Below are 22273 nucleotides of genomic sequence, written 5' to 3' on the forward strand. Positions count from 1 at the left end.
AACTTACAAAAGCAATCACATGACACCCTATCAATGCCACATCAATTGCATTTTTTTGACAGTATAAAACTTGTTAATCAACAACCATCAATTAACAAGAATAATAAACAAATCTGGTGAAAAAATTTGACATCCCATCCACTCACAGACAGGAAAAAAGATGCGTCCGCAGACAATCAGAAATTTTTTCCTATCTAGTGTATCATACTAACACGACCTTGCAAGGCATATTTGCAAATTTTTTTTAAATTTTGGGATTTTGCTTGATACACACCTAACGAAAATCATATTTCATACTCAAAATCCGTCCCAATCAAGGTATAATGGGGCCGCCTGTGAGCCATCATCAAGTAGGATTGATGGTGCATGGTATGCACCCTACTGCACTGTAGAAAGGAAGTATAAAAGAATGTCATTAGACAACAAGAAAAAGCCGCATGTTAGAGTTTTTATACTCATCTTTTCGGCTTGGATATGGCTTGCAAGTATGTTAAGTGCTGATTATTATGGTTTTGGACCTGTTCCAAATTTTATGTACTATCTTTTTGGCATAGCGTTTGTATTTGTTCTATTTAAAACGGTTCGGTTTGTTTTTTCTGAACTCAAGATTTTTTTCGCTGAATTAAAAAGACTGTTTGGATCGGATTAAGTACAGTACGGTGCGTACCACGCATCATCAAAAAAACCGTTCAATCAACGGTGCACGGTGTTCACCCTACGCACTAAGGCAGGCAATGCTCGTAATAGCGACATATATTAACAAGAGGTAAAAATGCTATTTGATCCAATACTTAGCAGACACAATGCAATGATTGACTTTTTAGTCAATATGGAATACAACCCAAATCTTAAGATGGGATCGATGTCTGAAGCTAGCATTAGCATGATGATTTCTCATTGGATTGTAGGTCTTAAGCAAGAAACAGAAGTTATTTTACCTAGTCGTATAGCATGGTTGCAAAAAGCAATTGACAGCAAAGAAACGCTCAAAATGATGAGTATGGCATTTCGACAATACCGTATGTACGAAAGTCTTGCCCTAGCCAAATGGCTACATACTGGCACAGATAGCTTAATTGATTGGGAGCAAGCTAGACGATGGTATGCAGATTATTATGTAGATGAACTGTGGTGTCAAAAAAACCAGCTTAAAACTTGTTGTTTAGATGACTATATGGGGTTATGTGTTCAATCCCAAACTTATCAGGCAGGTATTGATGAATTTGAACGATATTATGGCAGTAAAAATATTCGTATCGATAGAAAAACTCTCACACCAAGAGAATACGGTTATTTGGTTTGTCAAAATAAAATAAACCCACAATATGATAATACAACCATGCTTGAGCTTGGCAAAAAACTACTTATCAAACATCTTGAAAGCGATTGGTTAGGCTGTGGTCAATATAACCGTGCTACTATTTGGTTAAAGGTTGTTTATGAAAATTATCATGCACCGCTAAGCCCTGAGCAAGTTTTATTAAGGGCTTATGATAATATGCCAAATGTTGAAAAACCAAGTTTTATAAGTGATATTTAGTGGCGGGGTGCACCCCACACACCATCAGCATAATATACACCCACTGTACTTATGTCGATATTATACGCCAACGCCCATTTTGTGTATCGGATTAATTATCAAAACAGATGAAATCAGCCAAAAATGTTGCTATAATGTTCACTTTTAAGCAGATTTTGGCAGTGAACTTAAGGGGGTTTTGCGATGACTCAACAGCACGAAACAGACACAGACCGCACCCCGAGTGAGACCGCCAAGCCGACTCGCACACCTGTACAAGCCGAACTGTTTGAGCCTGCCGATGAGCGAGATGATGAGCAAGCCGAAGAATGGCTAGATGACGAAGGCGAGCAAGAAGACGATGACGATCTTGACGAAGCCGAGAGCAAATCATCTGCCGAGACCTTCCACGACACGCACGACAGCTATATCTACGGCGACTCTGATGCCACGCTCGAAGACACCATCGAGACGATGACTGTCTATGACCCTGATGCCGACCGCTTTGAAGACATTGAGCAATCAGGGGATAACGAGACCATCATCTGCTATTCGTATTCTCGTAAAACAGGCGCACCGATTGAGCCTTTGGCGATCGAAGATGTCAGCCGTGCCTTGACCAATAACAATCAGTTTATTTGGCTTGGACTATATGATCCGAGCCTTGAGACGGTCAAAGAAGTCCAAGATGCCTTTGATCTGCATGAGCTGGCACTCGAAGATGCCTTTGCCGACCACCAACGCCCAAAAGTCGAAAGCTATGGCAATGACACCATTTTCGTCGTCGTGCGTACCGCCAAGCTTGAAGACAACCAAATCCGCTACGGCACGACTGCAATTTTTATGGGTAAAAATTTCATCATCAGCGTGCGTCGTGGTGCGTCCAACTCATACAGCCCTGTGCGCGAGCATTGCCATCGCCGTCCCGAGAAACTGCGTCTTGGCCCGATTTTTGTGCTGCACGCCATCATGGACTTTATCGTCGATAACTATTTGCCGATTACTGACCGCTTGGGTAACTATCTGCGTGAACAAGAACGCAACATTTTTTCGCATGAATTTAGTAAATCAACGCTCAAAAGCCTGTACGAGCTCAAATCACAACTTGTCCATATGCGTGCGGTGATTTTGCCTGTACAAGATGTGTGTAATTTCTTTATCAATCACAAAAAAAATGAACTCGTAGCCGCTTTTCCTGCTGCTGCCAAGCCCTATTTTCGTGATGTCAATGACCACCTGCTACGCTCGCTCGATGCGGTAAACGGACTTAACGAAATGCTGTCGGTTGCGATGGATACCTACATGGCGATGGTAACAATGGGGCAAAACGATGTCGTGCGTAAGCTTGCTGCTTGGGCGGGTATCGCTGCCGTGCCGACGGCGGTGGCAGGCATCTATGGGATGAACTTTGATTTTATGCCTGAATTGCACTATAAATACGGCTATTTTATCGTGCTGGGTGCGGTGATTGCTGTTTGTTTGTACTTACATCATAAATTTAGAAAAGCAGGTTGGTTATAATTTATCAAAATAAATAATCAGTCCATAAGATTTTCTTATTTTTTCTGATAGTATTGGTGAAATTTTTAATTTTCAGTTAAGATGACAGCATATACGGTATGCTGTCTTTTTTTATAGTTTTTGAAATCATTGTGATAATTTTGACACAATATTGAAGGTGAAATATGGCCGAAGCAGGCATGGCAGGTGAGTTGATCAAAGTTGTCACCCTACTGGGTGCAGCGGTGATTGCAGTACCGATTTTTCGCAAAATTGGACTGGGTTCAGTCCTTGGTTATTTGGCAGGCGGTCTATTGATTGGCCCGTTTGGTTTGGGAATATTTACCGATCCGCAGACCATCATTCATGTCGCCGAGCTTGGCGTGGTGATGTTCTTATTCATCATCGGGCTTGAGATGCAGCCTGCGCATCTGTGGGGACTGCGTCGGCAGATTTTTGGACTCGGCTCATTACAAGTCTTGGGTGCAACTGCCTTGATGACGGCGGTGATTATGCTGTTTGGTGCATCATGGCAAGTGGCATTCATCGGTGCGGCAGGCTTTGTACTGACTTCGACGGCGATTGTGATGTCAAGTCTTGGCGAGAATAATGAGCTTGGCACTGCCAAAGGTCAAAGCATGGTATCGATTTTGCTGTTTGAAGATTTGCTCATCGTGCCACTGCTTGCCATCGTCGCCTTTTTATCACCTGTGGTGCATACGAGCGAAACCCCTGCTTGGCAGTCGATTTTGGTGGCGATTGGCTCATTGCTTGCATTATTCTTTGTCGGTCGTGTGCTGATTAATCCGCTATTTAAGATTCTTGCCAAGACGGGCGTGCGTGAGATCATGACCGCTGCTGCCCTGCTTGTGGTACTAGGCTCTGCACTACTGATGGAGCTTGGCGGACTCTCGATGGCGATGGGTGCATTTGTCGCAGGTGTACTGCTATCTGAGTCTAGCTTTCGCCATCAGCTTGAAGCGGATATTGAGCCGTTTCGTGGGCTGCTGTTGGGTCTGTTCTTTTTGGGCGTGGGGATGGCGCTTGATTTGTCCGTGGTGGCGAATAACTGGCAGCTCATTAGCTTTGGCGTGATTGCGCTGATGGCAACCAAAGGCATTTGGATTTATGTAGTAGCTCGCTTGACCAAATCCGATCATGCGACTGCTACCGAGCGTGCGGTGATGATGGCGCAAGGCGGTGAATTTGCCTTTGTACTATTTTCAGCTGCGACAGCACAGTCGGTCATTGATAACACCACACACGCCAATCTGACCGCCATTGTCGTGCTGTCGATGGTGCTGACACCGCTGTTTTTGGTGATTCATGGTAAATTAACCAGTAAAAAAGGCAATAGTAATGAGCGTGATAGCGATCAGATTGATGAAGAAAATCCAATCATCATTCTAGGTCACGGCAGATACGGACAAGTGGTGAACGGTATGATGACCGCTTGTGGCTATCAGACGACCTTGATTGATAGTGATGCCGATCATGTCGATGGCTTGGCAAGTCTGGGTGTCAAGACCTATTATGGCGATGCGACTCGTTTTGATTTGCTTGAGATGGCAGGGATCGCCAAAGCAAAGCTTGTGGTGATCGCCATCAATGATCCCCAAAAAGCATCTAGCATCGTCAAGCACCTACGCCATGATTACCCTGATCTGCCTATCGTCGCTCGTGCTTATGACCGTATTCACGCCTATCAGCTACATCATGCAGGCGCAAATGCGGTGATTCGTGAGACCTTTGATTCAGCGGTACGCAGTGCCAAAACAGCACTTGAGATTCTCGGGATGGATAATGACATCGCCGAGCGTATCGCCCATCTGTACCACCACCGTGACCGCGATGGCGTGGCAAGTGCTGCCGAGACCTATGATCCTGATATCGGTCGCTACAAAAACACGCACATGATTAGCCTGCTGAACGAGCATCGTGCCGATACCAAAGTCATGATTGATAAGCTGATGCGTGGCGAAGAGATTGATTGGCAGCCAAGAAGTGGGACTTATCTTGGGCAAAGTAGCGATTAACCCACCCATTTAATATTGCCAAAAAAAATCAGGCCGAAAACAAATTTCAGCCTGATTTTTTTATATCTATACATTGGCACATCACACATCGGATTTACCAATTGTACCTGATACCATCACAGCACCATCGCCGCAATCCAACCAAAGATAATAAGCGGAATATTATAGTGAATAAAGGTCGGTACGACACTGTCTTTGATATGATCATGCTGACCATCAGCATCAAGCCCCATCGTCGGGCCAAGCGTCGAGTCAGATGCTGGCGAGCCTGCATCACCCAGTACGCCTGCTGTTGCCACCAGTGCCACGGTCGCAGGTACACTAAAGCCCATCGCCATGCACAAGGGTACATAGATGGTGGCAATGATTGGTACGGTTGAGAATGACGAGCCAATGCCCAAAGTCACAATCAAGCCCACAATCAGCATCGCAAGCGCTGCCATCGCCTTATTACCACCAAACAGCTGCATCGCCCCATCCACTAGGGTGTCAATCTGCCCTGTGGCTTTCATCGCTTCGGCAAAACCCTGCGCACAAATCATGATAAAGCCAATCATCGCCATCATCTTGATGCCATCATTAAAGACATCATTGGCTTCACGCCATTTGACCACGCCTGTCGCCATAAACACCGCAAAGCCCACAAGCGAGCCAATCAGTAGCGAATCTGTCATCAACTGTGCGCCCAGCGCCATCAAAATCGCACCGACAGCGACCGCCACATCATAGCCACTGACCGCTTTGGTCGGTGCTTCTTTGGCAATCTCAATATCACGATACGCTCGTGGCTTACGATAAGTCACAAACACCGCAATGAGCAAACCCAATAGCATCCCAAACGCAGGAATGGTCATGGTTTTCATCATCGAGATATCGCCTGTCACCATGCCAGCGTCATTGACATTTTTTAGGATAATCTGATTTAAGAAAATATCACCAAAGCCATAAGGGATAAACATATAAGTATTGACCAAACCAAAGGTCAAAATACACGCCACCGCACGGCGATCAAGTTGCAAGCGATTCATCACCAATAGTAATGGCGGCACAATCAACGGAATAAAGGCAATGTGAATCGGCACAATGTTCTGCGACATCATCGCCATCACCACCAAAATCCCGCACAATAGCCACTTAAGCTTGCCTGCACCATCAGTGTTGTTCACTTTCACAATCAGCTTATCAGCAATCATCTGTGGCAAGCCTGAATGTGCAATCGCCATCGCAAACGCCCCAAGCATCGCATAAGACAACGCAATTTCAGCGCCATTTTTGATACCACCTTGAAATGCCGTCAAGGTATCTGCCACCGACATACCTGCCACAAGACCACCCACGAGCGCACCAATCACAAGGCTTAGCACCACATGGACACGAGCCAGCGACAGCCCCACCATCACAATGACCGCAAGCAATACTGCATTTATCATCATAGTTCACCTATTTAATACCACATACCAAGACGGTCAAATACCGACTTGGTCAAGATTTTTCGTGCGTTATTATACCTTATTTATCCACAGACCATTTGATAAAATACCATTAAAAATCAATCGGTTATCAATTAAATTGTTATATACAATTTAACAATAGTAACATTTTGGCAAGATTTGGGTAGCACCAAAGCCATGCTTTGCCACAAATTGACCTAAATTTCGTCTGTCTTGACTTGTAATTTATCCGCCTTGCCACCATAAACCACCCATCACTTTAATAAGGAAACAACAACGATGAGCAAAACAAAGAAATCCTTAGAAATCCTGCCTTTATTGGCGGTGCGTGATGTGGTCGTCTATCCACATATGCAAATCGCCCTATTCGTCGGTCGTGAACAATCCATCAAAGCCATCGAACTTGCCCAAGATGTCTATGATGGCGAGCTGATTGTCGTCTCCCAAAAAGACTCACTTAGCGAAGAGATTAGCACGGATAATCTGTACCAATTCGGTACTCGTTGCCGTATCGTCAGCACCATGCCACACGACACCGATGACAAATGCCTAAAGGTGCTCATCGAAGGCCTAAGCCGTGTACATATCAATGCCATCACCACAGTCGATGATGACCCTGCCGAGAGCCTATTGTCTAGCTTTGTACCTGCCGATGTCGAAATTTCGCTTAGCGCTGATGACAGCGATGCCCGCATCAAAACCTTGCTTGAGCTATTCGGTGAATATGCCGACAACAGCCTGCGTAATGCTCGTGAGCTGACCCGTGTCGCAGGCAAAATCGACAATCTGCTTGAGCTGATGTACTTTGTGGCGACACGCACACAGCTGGCTTTGGACAAAAAACAACAACTGCTTGAATCATCAGATGCCGAAGAATATTTCACTATTTTGTGCGATTATCTGACTTCTGCCAAAACCGAACGCACCATCGAAAACGAACTACAAGACACCGTGCGTAAGCAGATGGAAAATAATCAGCGTGAATATTTTCTAAACGAAAAGATGAAAGCGATTAAAAATGAGTTATCGGATTTGAACAATGGCGCTGATGATGACGATGTCGAACTCGAAAATCGCCTAAAAGATGCTGACCTACCTGATGATGTCCGCAAAAAAGCCGAATCAGAATTTCGCAAGCTAAAAATGATGCCTGCCACATCATCAGAAGCATCAGTGGTGCGTGGCTATGTTGAGTGGATTTTGGATACGCCGTGGAATAAGGCAAGCAAAGTATCGATTAATCTTGATAAAGCCAAAGAAACGCTTGATAAAGACCACTACGGACTTGACGATGTCAAAGACCGCATCCTAGAGTATCTGGCGGTGCAATCTCGTGTCAAGCAAATCCGTGGCCCAATCCTATGCCTAGTTGGGCCGCCGGGTGTGGGTAAGACATCGCTTGGCGAGAGTATCGCTCGTGCCACAGGTCGTAAGTTTGTGCGCATGGCATTGGGCGGCGTGCGTGATGAAGCTGAAATCCGTGGTCATCGCCGTACTTATATCGGTGCGATGCCGGGCAAGATTGTGCAGTCATTATCAAAAGTCGAAGTCAAAAACCCATTATTTTTGCTCGATGAAATCGATAAAATGGCGCAAGATTTCCGTGGTGATCCCGCATCGGCGCTGTTAGAAGTACTTGATCCATCACAGAATAAAGCGTTCAATGATCATTATCTTGATCTAGATTTGGACTTATCACAGGTGATGTTCATCTGCACTGCTAACAGCATGAACATTCCGCCTGCCTTGCTTGACCGTATGGAAGTCATCCGCTTGCCGGGCTATACCGAAGATGAGAAACTGGCGATTGCTAATAATTATCTCGTGCCAAAAGCCCTAGAACAAAACGGTCTCAAAGACAGCGAGCTTGATATCACTGATGATGCCATCACCAGCATCATCCGCCACTACACTCGTGAAGCAGGCGTGCGTAATCTTGAAAGAGAAATTAACAAAATCAGCCGAAAAGCAGTGCGCGCCCAAGTCGAAACGCACGGCACTAAGCCCAAAAAAGGCGCTGTGGTCGATACCCTACACATCACTGATGACAACATCAGCGAGTACTTAGGCGTCAAGCCATTTGACTATGGACTTGCCGAAAAAGACCCTGAAGTCGGTCGCATTACAGGGCTTGCTTGGACATCGGTCGGCGGTGAACTACTGACCATCGAGTCTGCAACCATGCAGGGCAAAGGCGAGCTGGTGTTCACAGGCTCACTCGGTGATGTGATGAAAGAGTCCATCCGAGCGGCGATGAGCGTCGTGCGAGCAGGTGGCGAGCGATTTGGTATTGATTATGAAAAATTCAAAAATACCGATTTGCACATCCATATGCCCGAAGGCGCAACGCCAAAAGACGGCCCATCAGCAGGTATCGCCCTGACCACCGCCATCGTCTCGGCACTGACAGGCATCGCCATTCGTGCGGACATCGCCATGACAGGTGAAGTAACCCTGCGTGGCAAGGTACTGCGTATCGGCGGACTCAAAGAAAAACTGCTCGCCGCTCATCGTGGTGGCATCAAGCAAGTACTGATTCCAAAGTCGAACGAACGTGATTTGGCTGAAATCCCTGACAATGTCAAGGCAGGTCTGATTATCACGCCTGTTGAGAGTATCGATGAAGTGCTGGCAGTGGCTTTGGTCGAAAAGCTACGCCCTATCCCACCAAAGGCAATCACCCATGATGCCCCATCGGATAAAGTCGTCAGCTAAGCTGTTTGGTGCTGTTTGATTAATGACTTGCTAAGTGTTGATTTGTTATATAATCATTAAAAGTTATTTAATAAATTGGCACTTAGCAAGTTTTCATTGTGAATTTTCATTGTGAATTATTATTAAGATATCTGATATGAAAGCCTTGATTGATTTTATTCCGCTGATTGTCTTTTTTTATTTGTACAAGACTACCGAGCCGACCAATGCCGAGCATCCCATCTTACAGCTCATCGGTTCGGCAGGCGTGGATAATAATCATGTGCTTGTGGCGACCGCAGGTCTGATTGTCTCGACGGTCATCGTTTATGGATTTTTGTTCATCAGCCAAAAATTTCGCCTAGAAAAACAACAATGGTTCGTGCTACTAATGACCATCGTGTTTGGTGGGATTACGCTAGCTTTGTCCGATGATTATTATATCCGCCTAAAAGCTATTATTATCAATCTTGTCTTTGCGGGCGGGCTTCTTATCTCACCGATTTTTGCCAAAGATAAGACACCGATTGTCAAAAAACTGTTCGGACCTGTCTTTGAACTCACCCAATCAGGCTGGCACAAGCTCAATCTGGCATGGGCAGGGATGTTTGGCGTGATGGCAGGCTTGCACGCATTTTTTGCTTTTGTGCTTGCTGATGGCAAATATTGGGGCGAATTTACCGCCTTCGGTGATATGATTGTGATGTTTGGCTTTATTGCAGTGATGTTTTATAGCCTACGGCATCATATCCGTAAAGACATTCAATAAATGGCTGCCCTGTGATTCAATCACAGGGTGTTTTTTATGGTAAAGGTGGGTGTGGTGGTTTGCCATGTACGAATGAAAACCATTCAATCAATGGTGCGTTGTATGCACCCTACTGAACTATCCATGCAACACTAGGTCAGAAAAATATCTGCCAATTCCAATTATGGCTCTTTTGGGAAAGATGGATATTACCCTATATGTACCTTTATCACAAGCTGACACAATAATGCAATCATCAAAAATATCAAGTGCATAAAATGCGTCAATCGGATTATTGAATAACTCTCCCATAATTTCACATGATTTGTTATTTCCTATAGTCTTTTTTATAAAAAGAATTTCTTCTTTTACCAAATCATCATATGAGACTATTTTACTAGTCCAATACCAATCAGAATCATCATAACTGTATTTCTGTGGGATTTTGATAGTTTTCATTAATCAACCTTTTAATAAAGACAGTAGCTCATAGGTGAGATTGGACGACAGCAAAACCTAACATTTTTTAGGTTAATCCATTGGATTTGTTGGGTTTTGTGAACTCAACTCAATCCAGCCTACGGACTAAAATGGTTTCAAATTTGCTTGGTATAACTTCAATTTCATCCCATAGGGGTTGTAAGCGATGGCTCACTAAATAAGTGCCAAAATCCACAAAGTTTAATAAGTTAATATCTTGGTTTTCAAGCCACATAGCTTCACATTCTTCACACAAGAAGATAAACTTATTAATTTTCTTAATTTTTGCTTTAAGTAAGTAAGCTTGCTGACATCTTGGACATATTAGCATAGTGTATAACTCTGCACTTGCTTAGCGGATTGGTTGAGTCTAATGTATCACTTTTTTAATATTTTTGATAGACACCAAATACCGCTGATAATACAGCGTTATCTATGCAGGATAAGCTGTTATTTTTTACATAGATTTTTTGGCGTTACAGTTGTATAATTTTATAAAAATTCATCACTTAGGAATGATTATGCCATTATTTGCCATCATCGGTCATGATGTCGCCGACAGCACCGAAAAACGCCTAAACGCTCGCCCTGCCCACATCGAACGCCTAACTGCACTCGATGCACAAAACCGTCTCGTCGTCGCAGGCCCAAATCCCATCAAGCATGGTGAGCCTGCCATGAGCGGTAGCATCATCATCGCACATTTTGATGACCTAGAGCAGGCACAGGCGTGGGCGGCGGACGACCCGTATATCAGTGGCGGTGTCTATAGCCATGTCGATGTCAAGCCATTTATCCAAGCTCTGCCAAAGCTAGACTAGGCAGATTGGTGCGTCATGACCCATCTTCAGCGAGCGAGCATCCACTGGCAGACCGATACGCAGGGGCATACTGTGCCTGTGTCGGATGTCTTTGATGATGTGTATTTTTCACAGGCAGGGGGTTTGGCAGAGACGCATTATGTGTTTTTGCAGGGCAATCATCTGCCCGACCGCTTTGGCACTCTGCACGACCATCAACGCTTTGTCATCGCTGAGACTGGCTTTGGCACGGGGCTGAATTTTTTGGCGACTTGCCTGTTATGGGCGGACACTGCACCGCCGAGCGCTCGCCTGCATTTTATCAGTACCGAAAAATTCCCACTATCGATAGCGGATTTACGCACCGCACTTACCGCTTGGCGTGATGAGCGTACGACACCTTGGATTGATGCACTGCTTGAGCAGTATCCGCTGTTGATGGCAGGCTGTCATCGCTTGCATATCAGTGAGACGATTACGCTTGATTTGTGGTTTGGTGATGCTTATGAGAGTTTTAGTAGTATCTTGGCCACATCGACGGCACGACAGGCTGATACTCATGCAGGTGCGATACAAAAAGTGGATGCGTGGTTCTTGGATGGCTTTGCCCCAAGCAAAAATAGTGAGTTGTGGTCGGATGAATTATTCGCTCTGATGGCACAGTTATCCGCCAATCATGCCACCGTCGCTACCTTTACCGCAGCAGGCTTTGTACGGCGTGGGCTGATGAGTTCAGGGTTTATCACCAAAAAAATCAAAGGCTTTGGGCATAAGCGAGAAATGCTCACCGCACACATTGACAAACCCACCGCCAATCACACAGCACAGCCCAAATCCGTCGCCATCATCGGCGCAGGCATCAGTGGCGTGATGAGTGCCATCGCCCTATCTCGTCGTGGTCATCGGGTAACTGTATTTGACAAACACGCACCGATGTCAGGCGCATCAGGCAATCCACGAGCGCTGCTCGCACCCAAGCTCACCTTGCTGAATCAAGCCATGCACCATCTGCCGACGGTGAGTTTTTTGTACGCATATCGTCAGTACAGCGCAATGAATACTAAGCTTGATAAACTTGGCAAACTTGGCAAACTTGGCAAACTTGATAAAGACACACAAGCCCACCCTGCTGTCTTTGAGATGACAGGCGTGGTGGATTTTTTATTACCCAGTCAAAAATCCGCCGAAAAGCGTGCCGAGCAAATCGCCGATTATCCGCACGCACTCATCCATCGTATCGATAATGATGCCTATCCGACCGCCGATATCACAAGCTTTGTGCCGATGGGCGGACTGATTAATACCGCAAGCATCCGCACCCTGATTGAACACGATGACAAAATTAGCTTTTGCCAAACTACCATCGAGCATATCACCACCGATACTGATGGCGTAACGGTGATGACTCAAGATGGGCAAACTCGCTTTGATACCGCGGTGATTTGTGCAGGGTTTGAAAGTGAGTGCTTAAGCGATGCACTGTTTGTCTGTCGCAAGATTCGTGGTCAGCTCTCTTGGCTTGAGCTTGACCATATCGCAGATGCTAGCCTGCCTAGCCACCCTGTCAAATATGATGGCTACTGCGCTAGCTTTTGTGATGATGGCGTATCGAAGTTTTTGTTCGGTGCAAGCTTTGTGCGAAATTCCACCGATACCACCATCAGCGATGATGAACATAAGTTTAATCAAGATAAACTAAACTTCGCCCTACCAACGCTTGGCAAGCAAATAACCCAAGCACTTGATGACAAGCCAAATAAGCTTGATGGCAAAGTCGGTATCCGAGCACAGACACCTGACTATCATCCGCTAGTAGGTCAAGTGGGCAACGAGCCCAATCTCTACACGCTCTATGGTATGGGCTCAAAGGGCTTTAGCTTTGCGCCACTGTGCGCCGAAATCCTAGCCGATGTGATGGATGGTGGGATTTTACCTATTGATAAGACACTGCTTGATAAGCTCAATCCCAATCGCCCACGATTACAAACACCGCTTAGCGATGTCTAATAAGTAATGGCTAGACCAAAAAAATCAGCGTATTTATCACACGCTGATTTTTATGAATTCTAATCAATATCTCATACCAACTGCGGAAAAATCGTCCGAAGTCCACTAACCACAATCTCAACAGCAAGCGCTGCAAGGATAATCCCCATGATACGATTGGTGACATTCATGCCAGTTTGTCCTAGCACTTTACTGATTTTACCTGCTGCCATCAATGACGCATAACAAAACAGACTGATTAATAATCCTGATAACACAATCAAGCCAAGCGATAGCATACTTTTGACATGAGATGAATAAATGATGACCGTTGAGATACCGCCCGGCCCAATCATCATCGGGATTGCCAATGGCACGACCGCCATGCCCGTGAGCTGACTTGGGTCTTTTGGCTGTGGGCTGATTGTATCGTGATTTGGCTTAGCAGGATTATTACCATCATTCATCATGCCAAGCGCAATCAAAAACAGCAGAATCCCGCCCGCCACACGAAACGAACCAAGCGAAATGCCCAAGCCACGCAGCAGCACTTCCCCAAATAGCGCAAAAAACGCAATGACGATAAACACGGTTGCACAGGCAATGCGGGCGACTTTTTTCTTATCCGCTGCCGAATAGCCATCGGTAAAATGCACAAACAGCGGAATGGCTGCTGATGGGTTAATCAGCACCACAAATGCCAAGATGATTTTAAAAATTTCAGCTTCGAGCGCCATTATAATAATCCTGTTTACATGATTGATTTGACTTCTGTTGTCGAATTGATATTGTCCTATAGCTCATGTTGCATTGTAACATATTTTTATCGCCCAAAAAGTAAACACAACGACAAATCGGCAAAAACTATGGCAACTATGGTACAATAAGCCAACTTTTTTTGATTTTTATTATACTTGACCGATGAATACCTACCAAGACCAAAATGCCGTCGTGCTATTTTCGGGTGGGCTCGACTCCACCACTTGCCTATATTGGGCAAAATCCCAATTCAAAAACATCGTAGCGTTAAGCTTTCGCTATGGTCAGCGCCATTCAAGTGAGCTCAATGCCGCCATCAATATCGCCAAATCGCTCGGTGTCGATCATCGTATCATCGATATCGACATCGCTCAGCTTGGTGGCTCGGCATTGACCGATCATAATATCGATGTGCCCGATCATGATGATAGCATCGTCTATGATGACACGACCAATACCGCACCGATTACTTATGTGCCTGCTCGCAATACCATCTTTTTGTCTTATGCGCTAGCCGCCGCCGAAGTCACCAATGCCAATGCCATCGTCATCGGTGTCAGCTCGGTGGATTATTCAGGCTATCCTGACTGCCGCCCTGATTTTATCGCGGCGTTTGAGACGCTTGCCAATCTTGCCACCGTCGCCGCTCGTCAAGGGCGTAAGCTGTCGGTGATTGCCCCATTACAAACACTCTCAAAAGCCGAAACGCTACAACTGGGGCTATCGCTCGGTGTCGATTATAGCCAAACGGTCTCGTGCTACCAAGCCAATGCAGACGGTCAAGCGTGCGGTGTCTGCGACAGCTGTCATCTACGCCGTCAGGGGTTTGTTGATGCAGGTGTGGCTGACCCGACCCGCTATGCCAATAGCTGACATCGGTTACCGTAGTCTTATTCATCATGGTGGATAATTTCTCAACGAATTATCCACTTTTTACTTGCATAAACTCATTTATTCGCATAAAATACCGACCAGTTGGTTTGTTATATACTTGATAAGCCAAACCAACCCATAGAAACTTGGGAAATAGAAACTGGAGAAAATGCAATGAACCCTATCTTTACCGCCTACGCCCTACTTGGCTGTGCCATCGTCACCGAAGTGACCGGCTCGATATTTTTGGCAAAGTCTGATGGCTTTAGCAAGCCCGTACCGACAGCGATTACGCTGATTTGCTTTGCCATCGCTTTTTATTTACTGTCTCATGTGGTCAAGACCATTCCGCTTGGCATCACCTACGCCATCTGGTCGGGTGTCGGTCTGATACTCACCGCCATCATTGGCGTGGTCGTGCTCAAGCAACCGCTTGATTTGCCTGCGATTATCGGTATTCTACTCATCATCGCAGGCGTCGTGGTAATGAATGTTTTTTCAAACGCTGCCCACTGATTAGCCAATTGAGAAATAATATGATTGATTTATTTGATAGCCAAACCGTCAAGTCTGATGACGCGGCAAACGACACCACCTCAAAAAAGCGTAAAAACAACCCCGAACAGCTTCGCCATCTACTCATCAACGCCGCCAAAGATTTAATGATTAAAGATGGTATCGCCAATTTATCCATGCAAAAAGTCGCCGATGCCGCAGGTACAAGTAAAGGCGGTCTGTTTCATCATTTTAAGAGTAAAGAAGAGCTGATTGCGGCGGTAATTGGGCTATTTATTGCACAGCTGAACACGGCGATTTTGGCGCATATTGGGGCGAATCACAGCTATGGCGTGTTTACCCGTGCTTATGTGTCGGTGTTTTTTGACAATGATGCCATCGGGCTACAAAGCGACTGGGCAGGCCTGATTCGCTCCATCAACAGTGATGCCATCATGCAATCGCAGTGGCAGGATTGGATGACCCAAAAACTGCGTCAATTCGCCGATACCGACAGCGATACTAAGCTTGCTATCGTACGCTATGCCGTTGATGGCGCATGGCTGGATGAGACACTGACTGATGATAATGAGCGGTATCAGGCGGTGAAAGCAGGCTTACTTAAGATGATTGATGGCTGATATGCCAATCATAACAGATATGTTTTCTTTATGGCAATTAATTAAACTTACTTATCAAAAAAATCCCTACCTGTTTTTTACAAGTAGGGATTTTATTAGGCCAAGCTATTATCAAATCGCATACCCAAGCGCATAAAACGCCACAAGCACAATGGCAATCAGCACCGTACCGATGTTGAGCTTATTAAACTCACCGCTAATCACACGACCCAGCACCAATGCACCAAAGCCAAGCATGATACCTGTCACAATATTGGCGGTCAAGACGATAAACACCGCACACACAAGACCACTCATCGCACCGACAAAGTCATCAAAATCAAGCTTTGAGACATTGCTTAGCATCAATAGACCCACGTACATCAGCGCAGGTGCAGTCGCATAACCTGGCACCAAAAACGCCAGCGGTTGGAAAAATAGCATCAGCAAAAACAACACACCCACGACAATCGCCGTCAAGCCTGTCTTGCCGCCCACTGCCGTACCTGCCGCCGATTCGATATACACAGCCGCAGGTGCTGTACCGAACACGCCTGACAGCATACTACTCATTGAGTCAGAAGTCAGTGCTTTACCGCCGTTGATGATTTGACCGTCTTTATCCAATAGATTGGCTTGACCTGCCACCGCACGAATCGTACCCGTCGCATCAAAAATCGCCGTCATCACAAGCGCAAATACCACAGGCAAAATCGCTGCATTCAATGCGCCCATCACATCCATCTGCATAAATAGCGACTCAGCGCCAAAGCTTGGCACTTTTAGCACATTGCCGTCAAATTTGACATTTGGGTCAAAAATCAGACCAATCACCGTGATGGCGATAATCACCCACAAGATACTGCCTTTGATTTGTAGCTTTTCAAGACCAATAATTGCCGCCAAACCCACAAGCGACATCAGCACAGGCAATGAAGTAAATTCACCCATCTTGACAGGCAGACCGGCATCATTGGCAACGACCAAGCCCACGCCATTGGTAGCGATGAGCAATAGAAACAGACCGATACCGATACCCGCCCCATGTGCGATGGATGATGGCAAATTCTTAAGAATCCACGCACGGATACCCGTGACCGAAATCAAGGTAAATACCACACCCATCAAGAAAATCGCCCCAAGCGCCACAGGGATGCTCACGCCTTGACCCAGCACTAGGCTAAACGCCGTAAACGCCGTCAAAGAAATCGCACAACCAATCGCCATCGGCACATTCGCCCACAGACCAATCAAAATCGAGCCAAGACCTGCGACCAAACAAGTAGCGATAAACACCGACTCAGCCGGAAATCCAGCTTGCGATAGCATATTTGGTACGACAATCACCGAATACACCATCGCCAAAAAAGTCGTCAGACCCGCAATCACTTCTTGGCGTACGCTTGAGCCACGCTCAGACAGTTGAAATAATGAAGATAAAGACATAATCAATCCACGCAATAATCACCAATACATCACAAAAACCATGTCATTGGCGGTGCATTTTACCAATATTTATCAATATTGACTTTAGGTTTTATAAAAAAATAGATGTGATAATCGCTTAACACATCCTATGATAAAAATAGATAATTTTACCGCAAAACAGGTCGAAACAGCAAACAAAAGATAACAAATTTACAAAAAACTGTATCAATTGCCAAATATTTGCTGGCAGATACGGCTTTTAATGGGATTTATATCAAAATTTTGGTAAAATAGTAGCAATTTTTACCTATGAAGAATTGACAGGATTTAAAATGCTAAAAAATACTCAAGAGCAAATCGCCCTACCCACCGATGACTTTGAGCTGGTCACGCCATCAGGTGAAGTAGTAAGCGTAAATCTATCAACACTGATTAAAGATGGCAATCAAGGTTTGGTATTGTATTTTTATCCAAAGGATAGCACCGCAGGATGTACAGTGCAAGCGACTGATTTTACAGCGAATTTTGATGAGATTACCAAGCTTGGCTATCGTGTTATCGGCGTCTCACGAGATGGCGTCAAATCACACCAAAACTTCATCAATAAGCAGTCATTGGCAATTGAGCTCATCAGCGATACCGATGAGCACCTGTGTCAGCATTTTGATGTCATCAAAGAAAAAATGATGTATGGTAAGACGCATCTAGGCGTGGTGCGCTCGACTTTTGTGTACGACAAAAATGGCGTGATGATTGGCAGTTTTCGTAATGTCAAAGCCAAAGAACACGTGGCAAATTTATTAGAATTTTTGAAAAATTAACACAAAGTTGTCATGAAAGTATTACAGCTGTCATCATCACTGAAGCACGATGAATCCGAACGGGGGATTTATCCGATTTCGCACGCGCTCATCAAAGCAGGTCATGAGTCGATTATCATCGGTGGTGCAGATGAAGACAGTGAGCTGGTGACACGATTGGTACGAGATGGCGCAATCTATCATCAGATGCCGATGCCAAAAAAGAGCTGGTGGGCATTACGCCATGTATTCACCCTAAGACAGCTCATCAATGAACATCAGCCTGACATCATTCATGTACATTCACGCACCCCTGCATGGGTGCTACACTGGGCGCTCAGACCTTATCCCGCAACGATGCGCCCAAAAATCGTCTCAAGTCTTTATGGCTTTTATCCATTGAACAGCTATTCAAAAGCACTGTTTGATGCGGATATATTGATTAGCGCATCAAAGAGCATTGATAAATATTTCAAAACAAAACTGGGTAATATTGCCAATGATGACGACATAGAGTGTCAAGCAGAATTTGACATTGTCTGCGTGCCGCGTGGCGTTGATGTGCGTAAATATCCTTATCGTCATCATGCATCGGTGCATTGGCTACATCAGACTTTTGCGCAGTATCCAGAGCTTGAGCACAAAAAATGGCTGGTTTTCCCCACAGTTATCGGTCAAGAATATGGGCAAGAATGGCTTGTGGATATATTAGGAAATCTACAAGAAAAATTCCCCAATATCCATGCCATCATCATGGATGACGACCCAAGCACCCGACTGCATCAGTGTGTGTTTTATGAAGAGTTCGTCCAACGGCTGCACGCACTAAACCTAAGCGATAAAGTCAGCTACGTCGGCAAAAATCCCCCTGACAAAAAGGACTGGCTATCATCTGCCAATGTCGTGCTTGCCCTTGCCAATCGCCCCGAGAGTATTGGGATGACTGCGCTACAAGCCATTCATCTAGGCACGCCGGTTGTCGGCTGGGCAAAGGGAGCGTTTGCCGATATTCTTACCGACCTATACCCCCAAGGACTAGTCAAAGAACAAACCGCCTTGTCATTGTGCAAATCCATCAAATTTCATCTTGCCAATCGCATCCGCCCTGCGATGACGCATGAATATGTGATTGAAGAGATGGTGCTGCAGACACTCAGTGTCTATCAGATGCTTGATCCAGACTGTCGCTTAGTCAATCGAGATCGTCATGATAATCTTGAGTTGCATATCAGCACTCCATAAGCCTGTATATTGTGAATTGCACCCAATAAAAAAGCCAGATATCAGCAATCTGGCTTTTTTAGGTTATTTAAGTACTGTTAATGGATCTACATAGATATTATTGCGAGCAATGCGAAATTCAAATAAGGCGACACCGCTTGGCTGACTCTTCATGCTAGCGATACGCTGTCCTTGGCTTACTGAATCTCCATTTTTTACACGAGCATCTTTCACATAGACATAGGTAGATGTAAAACCTTCTGGGTGCTGAATAATAATGGCTGAATCTGCGACTCGGCCATCATCAACTTGGACAACTGTACCCGCTCTCGACGCTTGTACTGCATCACCATCACTACCAGAGAACCACATACCATTCGATGAGACTTGCTGACCATTGATGTTATGTGTACCAAAGCGGCGCACCACAGGGTTATTCGTGCCAACAGGGTAACGGAACTGCATCACACCCGAGCTACCTGTAGCAAATGGTGCAGCGCTAGTGCCCGTACTTACGGCAGGTGGCTGCGTGCGTGTTGGCGTCGGCGGTGGTGTCGGCGCCTTAGTAGTGGTCTGTGTCACTTGTGCACGAGCAGGCTGTGATGTTGTCGCTTTATTGGCTTTATCACGAGCACTTAGGCTACCAGTCCACAGAGTGAGCCATTGTCCTGTATAGATGGTGTAGTTACTATTTAGATTGTTGATACGACCAATTTCACGCCAGTCAAGTCCATAGCGCTGAGCGATCTTACCCACTGTATCGCCTTGTTTGACTTGGTACTGGTTAGGTACGCCCTTGCTGTCGGTGATGATTTGAGTGCTACGGACACCGCCTTTGCCTGTGGTGCTGTTATACGCAGGCTTACTTGCACATCCTGCCAACACGCAAGCAATCGCCAAGGTCATCGAAGTTGCCAGTTTTGTTGAGTCCATATGCTGTATCATCACTCGCATTTTACCACGCTCCGCATCATCATTATTTAACTAAAAATTTAATTGAAATCAAATTTTATCATTCAATGAGAAAATTTCTAAACACAATGGCTAAAATCATAAGCATACCATTGAAGCCTAAGTATTTTATCACGATGAGCAATAACACAAAACCCACCAAATGGCAGGTTTTGTTGTTTTTTGTCAATTTATTTTACGCTTTGGCTAAGATCATGCTGAGACATTTGCTACTGCAGCCGCATCATCTTTTTGTTTAATCAGTGCATACGCCACGCCGGTCAATAGGCTGCCTGCCGCAATTGCCACCAAGTACATCAAGGCATGATTGACCGCACCTGGAATCAATAGCACAAACACCCCACCATGTGGCGCAACCAAAGTGATATTAAACAGCGCAACCAAAGCACCAGTCAGTACGCCCCCTGCGATACAGCATGGGATGACACGCATCGGGTCTTTGGCGGCAAATGGAATCGCCCCTTCAGAAATAAAGCAAGCACCCAATACCACAGCGGCTTTACCGGCATTACGCTCATTGTCGGTGAATTTTTTGGCAGCAAAAATCGTCGCAAGACCAATACCAATCGCTGGCACCATACCGCCTGCCATCGCAGCTGCCATCGGAAAATAACTCTCCGATGTCAATAGACCTACCGAGAACGCATACGCCGCTTTATTAATCGGGCCGCCCAAATCCACACACATCATCCCTGCCAAAATCATGCCAAGAATGACCGCATTGGCAGTACCCATATTAGCAAGGAAAGTCTCCATCTGTGTCAAGACATAAGCCACCGGCGTACCGATGACATAATACATGGCAAGACCGACAATCAGTGTACTAAATAGCGGAATAATTAAAATCGGCTTTAGCGCTTCAAGCGTCACAGGCAAATGTAGTTTTTTGGCAAGAAATAGCGAGACATACCCTGCCAAAAAGCCTGCGGCAATACCACCCAAAAAGCCTGCGCCTAAAGTACCAGCGAGCGCACCACCGACCAAACCTGCCGCAAGACCTGGGCGGTCAGCGATTGAGTACGCAATATAACCTGCCAACAGCGGTACCATCAGACCAAAGGCCGCCTTACCTGTACCCATCAAAGCTGCCGCCAATGAGCCTTCGACTTCAAACGCCTTAATCCCAAATACAAATGACAGAGCAATCAACAGGCCACCTGCCACCACCATCGGTAGCATATAGGACACGCCTGTCAGTAGATGCTTATACACGCCTGCTTTTTGGGTGCTGTCGGCTTTTTCGGCACTTGCAGTTTTTGATGTGCTAAGCAGCGATGCGGTAGCAATGGCTTCATCAAAGGCCTTGTCGGTTTGCTTGAGTGCAACCCCCGTGCCACAGCGATAGACTTTTTTGCCGACAAAACGGTCGGTATTCACTTCAATATCTGTCGCCAAAATCACAAAATCCGCACGGCTGATGCTGTCATCGCTTAGGATATTTTTGGCACCGACCGAGCCTTGCGTCTCAACATCAATGGTATAACCAAGACGCTCAGCACCAAGCTTTAGTGCATCTGCTGCCATAAAGGTGTGCGCCACCCCTGTCGGACACGCGGTAATAGCCACAAAATGCAGCGGCTTGTCTGATGCCAGCTGTGCTTGTGGCACTTGATTAAATAGCTTTTCTAAAAAACTATCATCATTAAACTCACTGCCGTCACTACGCTTGGCATTGATCACGATGGCATCGCCATGTGCCACATCACGATCGCTAATGACGATACGCTTGGCATCTGTTGGGCTATCGATATCAATGATACTTGCGATAATGCCTTGATGGTTCAAGCTTTTGGCAAGCTTTTTGGCAAGCATCAAGCCATGAGCCGATAGCGTGGTTACACTGATGGCAACCTGACTTGGAAAATTATTTTGCATAGGAATTACCTATTAT

19 protein-coding genes are annotated in these 22273 nt (G+C 45.6%); 13 read left to right on the forward strand and 6 right to left on the reverse strand.

Annotated features, from left to right (window positions below; all coding sequences use genetic code 11):
- Positions 1-409: 409 nt before the first annotated feature.
- The 4 genes from Q0N89_RS01755 (at position 410) to Q0N89_RS01770 (ending at position 5055) form a co-directional block, all read left to right on the forward strand.
- Complete coding sequence (locus tag Q0N89_RS01755; protein ID WP_294033099.1) at positions 410-649, forward strand: hypothetical protein; 240 nt, start codon at positions 410-412, stop codon at positions 647-649.
- A 123-nt stretch (positions 650-772) separates the two neighbouring features.
- Positions 773-1540 (forward strand): hypothetical protein, encoded by a 768-nt coding sequence (locus Q0N89_RS01760; RefSeq protein ID WP_294033100.1) that lies wholly within the window; start codon positions 773-775, stop codon positions 1538-1540.
- Between the two features lie 183 nt (positions 1541-1723).
- A complete protein-coding gene (gene corA / locus Q0N89_RS01765) occupies positions 1724-3040 on the forward strand; it encodes a magnesium/cobalt transporter CorA (RefSeq protein ID WP_294033101.1) in 1317 nt (438 codons plus the stop codon).
- Positions 3041-3204: 164 nt separating this feature from the next.
- The gene (locus Q0N89_RS01770) at positions 3205-5055 is read left to right on the forward strand and encodes a monovalent cation:proton antiporter-2 (CPA2) family protein (RefSeq protein WP_294033102.1); all 1851 of its coding nucleotides are present in this window, start codon (positions 3205-3207) and stop codon (positions 5053-5055) included.
- A 116-nt stretch (positions 5056-5171) separates the two neighbouring features.
- Here the strand turns inward: Q0N89_RS01770 and Q0N89_RS01775 are convergent, their stop codons facing one another.
- On the reverse strand, positions 5172-6488 hold the full coding sequence (locus Q0N89_RS01775) for a Na+/H+ antiporter family protein (protein WP_294033103.1): 1317 nt from the start codon (positions 6486-6488) through the stop codon (positions 5172-5174).
- Positions 6489-6785: 297 nt separating this feature from the next.
- Between Q0N89_RS01775 and lon the strand changes: the two genes are divergently transcribed.
- Positions 6786-9221 (forward strand): endopeptidase La, encoded by a 2436-nt coding sequence (gene lon, locus Q0N89_RS01780; protein ID WP_294033104.1) that lies wholly within the window; start codon positions 6786-6788, stop codon positions 9219-9221.
- A 136-nt stretch (positions 9222-9357) separates the two neighbouring features.
- Positions 9358-9969 carry a septation protein IspZ gene (locus Q0N89_RS01785; RefSeq protein WP_294033105.1) on the forward strand — a complete coding sequence of 204 codons (612 nt, stop codon included), beginning with the start codon at positions 9358-9360 and terminating at the stop codon, positions 9967-9969.
- Between the two features lie 117 nt (positions 9970-10086).
- Here Q0N89_RS01785 and Q0N89_RS01790 read toward each other — a convergent pair whose 3' ends face one another.
- On the reverse strand, positions 10087-10407 hold the full coding sequence (locus Q0N89_RS01790) for a hypothetical protein (protein ID WP_294033106.1): 321 nt from the start codon (positions 10405-10407) through the stop codon (positions 10087-10089).
- Between the two features lie 542 nt (positions 10408-10949).
- On the opposite strand from Q0N89_RS01790, the gene Q0N89_RS01795 reads away from it, so the two are divergent.
- Complete coding sequence (locus Q0N89_RS01795; protein WP_294033107.1) at positions 10950-11249, forward strand: YciI family protein; 300 nt, start codon at positions 10950-10952, stop codon at positions 11247-11249.
- A 15-nt stretch (positions 11250-11264) separates the two neighbouring features.
- Positions 11265-13235 carry a tRNA (5-methylaminomethyl-2-thiouridine)(34)-methyltransferase MnmD gene (gene mnmD, locus Q0N89_RS01800; RefSeq protein ID WP_294033108.1) on the forward strand — a complete coding sequence of 657 codons (1971 nt, stop codon included), beginning with the start codon at positions 11265-11267 and terminating at the stop codon, positions 13233-13235.
- Positions 13236-13306: 71 nt separating this feature from the next.
- On the opposite strand, the gene Q0N89_RS01805 is transcribed toward mnmD, so the two are convergent.
- On the reverse strand, positions 13307-13951 hold the full coding sequence (locus Q0N89_RS01805) for a MarC family protein (protein ID WP_294033109.1): 645 nt from the start codon (positions 13949-13951) through the stop codon (positions 13307-13309).
- 184 nt (positions 13952-14135) lie between these two features.
- On the opposite strand from Q0N89_RS01805, the gene queC reads away from it, so the two are divergent.
- From queC to Q0N89_RS01820, 3 genes are all read left to right on the forward strand, one after another.
- Positions 14136-14846, forward strand: coding sequence for a 7-cyano-7-deazaguanine synthase QueC (queC, locus tag Q0N89_RS01810; protein WP_294033110.1), 711 nt, complete (start codon positions 14136-14138; stop codon positions 14844-14846).
- 174 nt (positions 14847-15020) lie between these two features.
- On the forward strand, positions 15021-15362 hold the full coding sequence (locus tag Q0N89_RS01815) for a multidrug efflux SMR transporter (RefSeq protein ID WP_294033111.1): 342 nt from the start codon (positions 15021-15023) through the stop codon (positions 15360-15362).
- Positions 15363-15382: 20 nt separating this feature from the next.
- Complete coding sequence (locus Q0N89_RS01820) at positions 15383-15982, forward strand: TetR/AcrR family transcriptional regulator (RefSeq protein ID WP_294033112.1); 600 nt, start codon at positions 15383-15385, stop codon at positions 15980-15982.
- Between the two features lie 111 nt (positions 15983-16093).
- On the opposite strand, the gene Q0N89_RS01825 is transcribed toward Q0N89_RS01820, so the two are convergent.
- Complete coding sequence (locus tag Q0N89_RS01825) at positions 16094-17407, reverse strand: NCS2 family permease (RefSeq protein WP_078254782.1); 1314 nt, start codon at positions 17405-17407, stop codon at positions 16094-16096.
- 314 nt (positions 17408-17721) lie between these two features.
- Here Q0N89_RS01825 and Q0N89_RS01830 point away from each other — a divergent pair, with 314 nt between their 5' ends.
- Entirely contained in the window at positions 17722-18210 is a 489-nt protein-coding gene (locus tag Q0N89_RS01830) for a peroxiredoxin (RefSeq protein ID WP_294033113.1), read from the forward strand.
- A 12-nt stretch (positions 18211-18222) separates the two neighbouring features.
- On the forward strand, positions 18223-19431 hold the full coding sequence (locus tag Q0N89_RS01835) for a glycosyltransferase (RefSeq protein ID WP_294033114.1): 1209 nt from the start codon (positions 18223-18225) through the stop codon (positions 19429-19431).
- 63 nt (positions 19432-19494) lie between these two features.
- Here the strand turns inward: Q0N89_RS01835 and Q0N89_RS01840 are convergent, their stop codons facing one another.
- Positions 19495-20343 (reverse strand): M23 family metallopeptidase, encoded by an 849-nt coding sequence (locus tag Q0N89_RS01840; protein ID WP_294033115.1) that lies wholly within the window; start codon positions 20341-20343, stop codon positions 19495-19497.
- 231 nt (positions 20344-20574) lie between these two features.
- The gene (locus Q0N89_RS01845; protein WP_294033116.1) at positions 20575-22257 is read right to left on the reverse strand and encodes a fructose-specific PTS transporter subunit EIIC; all 1683 of its coding nucleotides are present in this window, start codon (positions 22255-22257) and stop codon (positions 20575-20577) included.
- Positions 22258-22273 lie beyond the last annotated feature (16 nt).

Source organism: uncultured Moraxella sp. (assembly GCF_945873075.1).
Classification (GTDB): domain Bacteria; phylum Pseudomonadota; class Gammaproteobacteria; order Pseudomonadales; family Moraxellaceae; genus Moraxella.

Excerpts from the sequence above, each read along its gene's own strand:
- Q0N89_RS01755 (WP_294033099.1), top strand. The coding sequence starts at position 410 with ATGTCATTAGACAACAAGAAAAAGCCGCATGTTAGAGTTTTTATACTC.
- Q0N89_RS01760 (WP_294033100.1), top strand. The coding sequence starts at position 773 with ATGCTATTTGATCCAATACTTAGCAGACACAATGCAATGATTGACTTT.
- corA (WP_294033101.1), top strand. The coding sequence starts at position 1,724 with ATGACTCAACAGCACGAAACAGACACAGACCGCACCCCGAGTGAGACC.
- Q0N89_RS01770 (WP_294033102.1), top strand. The coding sequence starts at position 3,205 with ATGGCCGAAGCAGGCATGGCAGGTGAGTTGATCAAAGTTGTCACCCTA.
- Q0N89_RS01775 (WP_294033103.1), bottom strand. The coding sequence starts at position 6,488 with ATGATGATAAATGCAGTATTGCTTGCGGTCATTGTGATGGTGGGGCTG.
- lon (WP_294033104.1), top strand. The coding sequence starts at position 6,786 with ATGAGCAAAACAAAGAAATCCTTAGAAATCCTGCCTTTATTGGCGGTG.
- Q0N89_RS01785 (WP_294033105.1), top strand. The coding sequence starts at position 9,358 with ATGAAAGCCTTGATTGATTTTATTCCGCTGATTGTCTTTTTTTATTTG.
- Q0N89_RS01790 (WP_294033106.1), bottom strand. The coding sequence starts at position 10,407 with ATGAAAACTATCAAAATCCCACAGAAATACAGTTATGATGATTCTGAT.
- Q0N89_RS01795 (WP_294033107.1), top strand. The coding sequence starts at position 10,950 with ATGCCATTATTTGCCATCATCGGTCATGATGTCGCCGACAGCACCGAA.
- mnmD (WP_294033108.1), top strand. The coding sequence starts at position 11,265 with ATGACCCATCTTCAGCGAGCGAGCATCCACTGGCAGACCGATACGCAG.
- Q0N89_RS01805 (WP_294033109.1), bottom strand. The coding sequence starts at position 13,951 with ATGGCGCTCGAAGCTGAAATTTTTAAAATCATCTTGGCATTTGTGGTG.
- queC (WP_294033110.1), top strand. The coding sequence starts at position 14,136 with ATGAATACCTACCAAGACCAAAATGCCGTCGTGCTATTTTCGGGTGGG.
- Q0N89_RS01815 (WP_294033111.1), top strand. The coding sequence starts at position 15,021 with ATGAACCCTATCTTTACCGCCTACGCCCTACTTGGCTGTGCCATCGTC.
- Q0N89_RS01820 (WP_294033112.1), top strand. The coding sequence starts at position 15,383 with ATGATTGATTTATTTGATAGCCAAACCGTCAAGTCTGATGACGCGGCA.
- Q0N89_RS01825 (WP_078254782.1), bottom strand. The coding sequence starts at position 17,407 with ATGTCTTTATCTTCATTATTTCAACTGTCTGAGCGTGGCTCAAGCGTA.
- Q0N89_RS01830 (WP_294033113.1), top strand. The coding sequence starts at position 17,722 with ATGCTAAAAAATACTCAAGAGCAAATCGCCCTACCCACCGATGACTTT.
- Q0N89_RS01835 (WP_294033114.1), top strand. The coding sequence starts at position 18,223 with ATGAAAGTATTACAGCTGTCATCATCACTGAAGCACGATGAATCCGAA.
- Q0N89_RS01840 (WP_294033115.1), bottom strand. The coding sequence starts at position 20,343 with ATGGACTCAACAAAACTGGCAACTTCGATGACCTTGGCGATTGCTTGC.
- Q0N89_RS01845 (WP_294033116.1), bottom strand. The coding sequence starts at position 22,257 with ATGCAAAATAATTTTCCAAGTCAGGTTGCCATCAGTGTAACCACGCTA.